This is a genomic window from Mesorhizobium sp. M4A.F.Ca.ET.022.05.2.1 (genome assembly GCF_003998845.1).
In the GTDB taxonomy this organism is placed as follows: Bacteria; Pseudomonadota; Alphaproteobacteria; order Rhizobiales; family Rhizobiaceae; genus Mesorhizobium.
This window is the reverse complement of record NZ_RZOJ01000395.1, coordinates 1-5,595: the sequence shown is the minus strand read 5'-3', so window position 1 is coordinate 5,595 and position 5,595 is coordinate 1. Positions and strand designations below refer to the sequence as shown.

Annotated in this window: 9 protein-coding genes; all 9 read right to left on the bottom strand. The window is 63.7% G+C overall.

Translation table 11 applies throughout. From position 1 onward, the window contains the following. A partial coding sequence (gene ispH / locus EN745_RS28685) for a 4-hydroxy-3-methylbut-2-enyl diphosphate reductase (protein ID WP_127422799.1) occupies positions 1-785 on the bottom strand: 785 nt, incomplete at its 3' end. An 85-nt stretch (positions 786-870) separates the two neighbouring features. Continuing rightward, entirely contained in the window at positions 871-1,626 is a 756-nt protein-coding gene (locus tag EN745_RS28680) for an SURF1 family protein (protein ID WP_189347301.1), read from the bottom strand. Next, positions 1,623-2,009, bottom strand: coding sequence for a DUF983 domain-containing protein (locus tag EN745_RS28675; protein ID WP_126055916.1), 387 nt, complete (start codon positions 2,007-2,009; stop codon positions 1,623-1,625). Before EN745_RS28675 ends, EN745_RS28680 begins: the two co-directional genes overlap by 4 nt. Then, entirely contained in the window at positions 2,006-2,464 is a 459-nt protein-coding gene (locus EN745_RS28670; protein WP_348630976.1) for a L,D-transpeptidase family protein, read from the bottom strand. The genes EN745_RS28675 and EN745_RS28670 overlap by 4 nt, the downstream gene beginning before the upstream one ends. Before the next feature lie 122 nt (positions 2,465-2,586). Then, positions 2,587-3,468: a cytochrome c oxidase subunit 3 gene (locus EN745_RS28665; protein ID WP_126055918.1), complete on the bottom strand. Its 882-nt coding sequence runs from the start codon at positions 3,466-3,468 to the stop codon at positions 2,587-2,589. A 1-nt stretch (position 3,469) separates the two neighbouring features. After that, positions 3,470-4,099, bottom strand: a complete 630-nt coding sequence (locus EN745_RS28660) for a cytochrome c oxidase assembly protein (protein ID WP_126055919.1) — start codon at positions 4,097-4,099, stop codon at positions 3,470-3,472. Between the two features lie 2 nt (positions 4,100-4,101). Then, positions 4,102-4,263, bottom strand: coding sequence for a hypothetical protein (locus tag EN745_RS28655; protein WP_126055920.1), 162 nt, complete (start codon positions 4,261-4,263; stop codon positions 4,102-4,104). 2 nt (positions 4,264-4,265) lie between these two features. After that, positions 4,266-5,210 (bottom strand): heme o synthase, encoded by a 945-nt coding sequence (locus tag EN745_RS28650; protein ID WP_127406454.1) that lies wholly within the window; start codon positions 5,208-5,210, stop codon positions 4,266-4,268. A 78-nt stretch (positions 5,211-5,288) separates the two neighbouring features. Further along, the coding region (locus EN745_RS28645; RefSeq protein ID WP_189363186.1) for a cbb3-type cytochrome c oxidase subunit I at positions 5,289-5,595 on the bottom strand (307 nt) is incomplete at its 5' end.

Sequence of the window (5,595 nt, the reverse complement as noted above, 5' to 3'; positions counted from 1 at the left end):
CACGGAATCTCGGCGGCGCGCTGCACGAGAAGCGACATCGTGGCGCCGGCGCGTTCGGCGACTTCGACGAGACGCCGCGAATTGGAGGAGTTTGGGGCGCCGACGATCAGATAGAGATCGGCGCCGGCGGCGGTCTCCTTCACCGCTTCCTGGCGGTTGGTAGTGGCATAGCAGATCGATTCGGCGGCCGGCGCGTGCAACTCAGGAAAGCGCTCCGTGAGCGCGCGGATGATGCCAGCGGTGTCCTCGACCGACAGCGTGGTCTGGGTGACGAAGCCGAGTGCCGCCGGGTCGGCGGGCTCGAAAACGGCGGCGTCGGCCTCGGTCTCGATCAGAGTGACGGCGCCGTCCGCCAGCTGGCCCATGGTACCGATCACCTCGGGGTGGCCGGCATGGCCAATCAGGAGCACATGGCGGCCGAGGCGCTGGTGGCGCATCGCCTGCTTATGCACCTTGGACACCAGCGGACAGGTGGCATCGAGGTAGAACAGGTTGCGCGCCTGGGCATCCGCCGGCACCGATTTCGGCACGCCATGCGCCGAAAAGACGACCGGCGACTTCCGATGCTCGGGAGGGATCTCGGACAACTCCTCGATGAACACGGCGCCCAGGCTCTGCAGCCCCTCGACGACATAGCGGTTGTGCACGATCTCGTGGCGGACGTAGACAGGCGCGCCGTATTTTTTCAGTGCCAGCACGACGATCTGGATGGCACGGTCGACGCCGGCGCAGAAGCCGCGCGGCTGGCAGAGCCTGATCGTCAGCGGTGGCTTTGTCTGAAGCATGATTGCGGACCGGTTGATCGGAGCTCGGAACTTAAGGCGCGAAATGAGGTGCGCGCCCCTGCCCTGTCAAGGGCGACGACAGCAATCACCCTGCTTTCGCCGGGCGACGGAGCCTGAAAAGCAGGACGCCGGCAAGGGCGGCGGCAAGGCCGTACCAGGTGACGGCATATTGCAGATGGCTGTTCGGCAGATCGATAACGGTGACGCCGCCGACCGGCAGGCCGCCGGGGTTCGGCGTCTTGTCGGCGTCGATGAAGAACGGCACCAGGCCGGCGCCGGCGGGCAGGCCGGCGCTCGACGCCATGGCGCCGCGGTCCTTCCAGTAGAAGATGTTCTTGGCGAGATCATTGTCGGGCAGCATCATCGAGGGCTTCGCCGCCAGCGGGTTGCGGGCGAGCCCGGTTACAGTCACCTTGCCGGCGACCTCGCCTTGCGGCCGCTTGGCCGCATCCTTCAGGTCGTAGGGAACGAAGCCGCGGTTGATGAGCACGAAACGACCATCGTCGAGCTGCAACGGCGTGAAGACGTCGAAGCCGGAAGCGCCCTCCCAGGTGGCGAAGAAATGCCGTTCGCCGTGGTGCAGGAAGGTGCCGGTCACCGTCACGGGCGTGTAGTCGACGTCAGCCGTCGCGGCGAACTGCTTTTCGAGCTCGGCCAGCGGGCGCGGCGCCGAATGCGTGCGCTGGTCGATGGTCTGGAGCAGGCCCTCCTTCCAGTGCAGGCGCTGGACCTGCCAGGTGCCGAGCCCGACCAGGATGACGAACAGAGCCAGCGCAAGGATCAGCAGCAATGCCCGCCTGGGCCGGGACCTGCCTGCCGTCAGAGCGGATGCCTCGCTCATTCGCCGTGGTCCAGCCTGCCTTCGGCGGCCTTGTTGCGGTATTGCAGCGTCAAGAGCACGCCCTTGATCAGCCTGAGCGCCGTCAAGCACAGCACCAGCGCCAGCGGTATCCATAGCAGCAGGTGGACCCAGAGCGGCGGCCCGAGCGTCACCTCCATCCACAACGCCAGGCCAACGATGATGAAGCCGATGATCAGGATGACGAACACGGCGGGGCCGTCGCCGGCATCGGCAAAGGAGTAGTCGAGGCCGCAATTGACGCAGCGCTTGCCGACGCTGAGGAAGCCGGAAAACAGCTTGCCCTCGCCGCAGCGCGGGCAGCGGCCGTGCAGGCCAGCCGAGATCGGTTCGATGGGTGGCCAGATCGCCTTGTCGTCACTCATTGCTTGATCTCGATAGGTGTGCCAGCAGCCACCATCGTCCAGATTTCATCCATGTCAGAGTCCGTAACCGCAATGCAGCCATCGGTCCAGTCGACCAATTGAAGCAGCCACCCCAGCCAGCCAAAACCATTTGGCTGGCCGTGGATCATGATCATCCCGCCGGCGTCCACGCCGCGAGCCTGTGCCGCCGCGAGATCGTCGGCGTTCGGATACGAGATGTGGATCGATTTGTAGGCCGCGCTGTTTGCGTTACGCCAGTCGAGAACGTAGCGCCCCTCCGGTGTTCGCTCGTCGCCCTCCTGGTGTTTGTGGCCAAACGGCTCACTGCCCAGCGCGATGCTGAAACTGCGAAGGATCTTGCCGCCTTCGCCGATCAGCTCAAGTCGCCGCTCCGCCTTTTCAACCCGGACCAGATAGACCTGCTGGCCTGCAAGCGCAGGGAAAGCCCAGACCATGCATGCGCAGACTGCACAAGGAATTCTCGCCAACATCGGCTACCGATGGCCGGCCATTGCGCCGAAAAGAAGAAGGCGGCCACGTCGCCGCAGCCGCCTCGTCACATTTCCTCGGACTGCAATCAGTGGGCTTCGATCATCGCGCCGTTCGAGGCCCAGACATAGACCGCGCTGAACAGGAACAGCCAGACCACGTCGACGAAGTGCCAGTACCAAGCTGCCGCCTCGAAGCCGAAATGTTGTTTCGGGGTGAAATCGCCCTTGATGGCGCGTATCAGGCAGACCAGCAGGAAGATGGTGCCGATGATGACATGGAAGCCATGGAAGCCGGTGGCCATGAAGAACGTGGCGCCGTAGATGGAATCTTTGAAGCCGAACGGCGCGTGCATGTACTCGTAGGCCTGCACCATGGTGAACAGCATGCCGAGCCCGACGGTCAGCACCAGGCCGTTGATCAGCCCCTTGCGGTCGCCATGGATGAGCGAATGGTGCGCCCAGGTCACCGTTGTGCCGGACAGCAGCAGAATGATGGTGTTGTAGAGCGGCAGGTGGAACGGGTCGAGGACCTCCATGCCCTTCGGCGGCCAGACGCCGCCGGTGAAGGCGGTGCGGGCATATTGCTGCGTCTCGCCCGGAAACAGGCTGGCATCGAAGAAAGCCCAGAACCAGGCGACGAAGAACATCACCTCGGAGGCGATGAACATGATCATGCCGTAGCGCAGATGCAGCGACACGACGCGGGTGTGATGGCCCTCATGCGCTTCCTTGATGGTGTCCGACCACCAGGCGAACATGGTGTAGATCACGATCAGGAGGCCGATGAAGAATAGCCAGGGATTGGCGATGTTATGGCCGAAGATCGGGAAGCTGCCGGCCTTCAGGTACTGCATCAGGCAGACGCCGCCGATGGCGGTCACCAGCGCGCCGACGGAGCCAAGGAACGGCCACGGGCTGGGGTCGACGAGATGGTAGTCGTGCTGTGGTTTTGCGTGTGCGTCTGCCATATCAACCCCCGAGGCTTGCTTCGGTATTCGGAACTTTGTTGGTGCTTTGGGCCGGCGCCGACGATGCGACGGGCTTGTTCTTGTCGACCGGGAACATGGTGTAGGACAGGGTGATGGTCTTCAAGTCCTTCAGTTCCGGCACGTCGACGATATCGGGATCTACATAGAACACGACCGGCATGTCCAGCGATTCACCGGGCTTCAGCGTCGTGTCGGTGAAGCAGAAGCACTCCACCTTGTTGAAGTAGGGACCGGCCAGTTCCGGCTGCACGTTGAAAGTGGCGCGGCCGGTAAAGGGACGGTCGAACTTGTTGGTGGCGCTGTAATGTGCCTCCACCGTCTCGCCGATCTTGATGGTGACCGAGCGGGCGACCGGCTGGAACTCCCACGGAACGCCAGCGGTGTTGGCATCGAAGCGGACGGTGATGTCGCGGTCGAGCACGCGGTCGGCATATTGCTGAGTGGCGCGCTTGACAGTGCCGCCATAGCCGGTGGCCTGGCAGAACATGGTGTAGAGCGGCACTGCGGCATAGGCCATGCCGATCATGCCGGCAAAGAAGGCGATGCAGACGCCGGCGACGACGCGGTTGGTGTTCTTCTTGGTGGGGTCGGTGATTGTTTCGCGCGCCATCGTCACATCGTCCCCGAGAGGTTGTGGCCGAACTTCACAATGGTGGCGATATAGAAGATGACGACGAGCACCGCCAGCGCAACGCCGATGGCGACCGAGCGGCTGCGCCGTGCCTTCTGCTGGCGTTCGGTCAGCGTGACGAGCTCAAGGTTCTTGTCGGCCACGATCAAATCCCCCCCATGGCGAGCGCGCGCCCGACCACGCAGTCGGCGAGGTAGGCGGCGAAGATGGCGAAGAGGTAGAGCAACGAATAGGCGAACAAAGCCTTGGCCGGCTTCATGGCGCGATCGTCGGCGGCCATGCCAAGCACCTTCCAGGCATACCAGACGAAGCCAGCGCCAAGCACGGCGGCGACGGCCCCATAGGCGACCGTGGTGAAACCGAGCGCCCAGGGCAGCACTCCGACGGGCGCCAGGATGAGCGAATAGGCGAAGATCTGGCGCCTGGTGGATGCCTGTCCGGCGACATTCGGCATCATCGGGATGCCGGCGCGCTGATAGTCCTCGGACTTGAAGAGCGCGAGCGCCCAGAAATGCGGCGGTGTCCACAGGAAGATGATCAGGAACAGGATCAGGCTTTCCAGGCTGATATTGCCGGTCACTGCCGCCCAGCCGATGACGGGCGGGATGGCCCCGGCGGCGCCGCCGATGACGATGTTCTGAGGCGTCCAGCGCTTCAGCCACATGGTGTAGATGACGGCGTAGAAGACAATCGTGAAGGCCAGAAGCGCGGCCGACAGCCAGTTGACCAGCACGCCCAGCGTCATCACCGACAGCACCGACAGCACCAGGCCGAAACTCAGCGCTTCGCCAGGCGTGACGCGGCCGGCCGGAACCGGACGGTCTTTGGTCCTGGTCATCACCCGATCGATGTCGGCGTCGTACCACATGTTGAGCGCGCCGGAAGCGCCAGCGCCGATAGCGATCGACAGGATGGCGATCACCGCCAGCAGCGGATTGATGGTGACGGGCGCCGCGACCAGGCCGACAAAGGCGGTGAACACCACCAACGACATGACGCGCGGCTTCAGGAGAGCGAAGAAATCGCCCGCCGTCGCTTCCGACATGCGAAAGCCCGCTTCGTCAATCAATCTCTCGTCGACAAGGGCCATGCGTACTTAAAGTCCATCATTCCGTTGGCCAAAACCGCCGGACGAGCCGGCGGTCTCGTATTCGCGCGGAACCGCCGCCTACTTGATCTTCGGCAACTGTTCCCACTGGTGGAACGGCGGCGGCGACGGCAGCTGCCATTCGAGCGTGGTCGCACCCTCGCCCCACGGATTGGCGCCGGCCACCCGCTTCTTCTGGAACGCCTCGAACACGCCATAAAGGAAGATCACGACGCCGACGGCCGAAATGTAGGAACCGTAGGACGACACCATGTTCCAGCCGGCGAAGGCATCCGGATAGTCGATGTAGCGGCGCGGCATGCCCGACAGGCCGAGGAAATGCTGCGGGAAGAAGATCAGGTTGACGCCGACGAAGGTGACCCAGAAG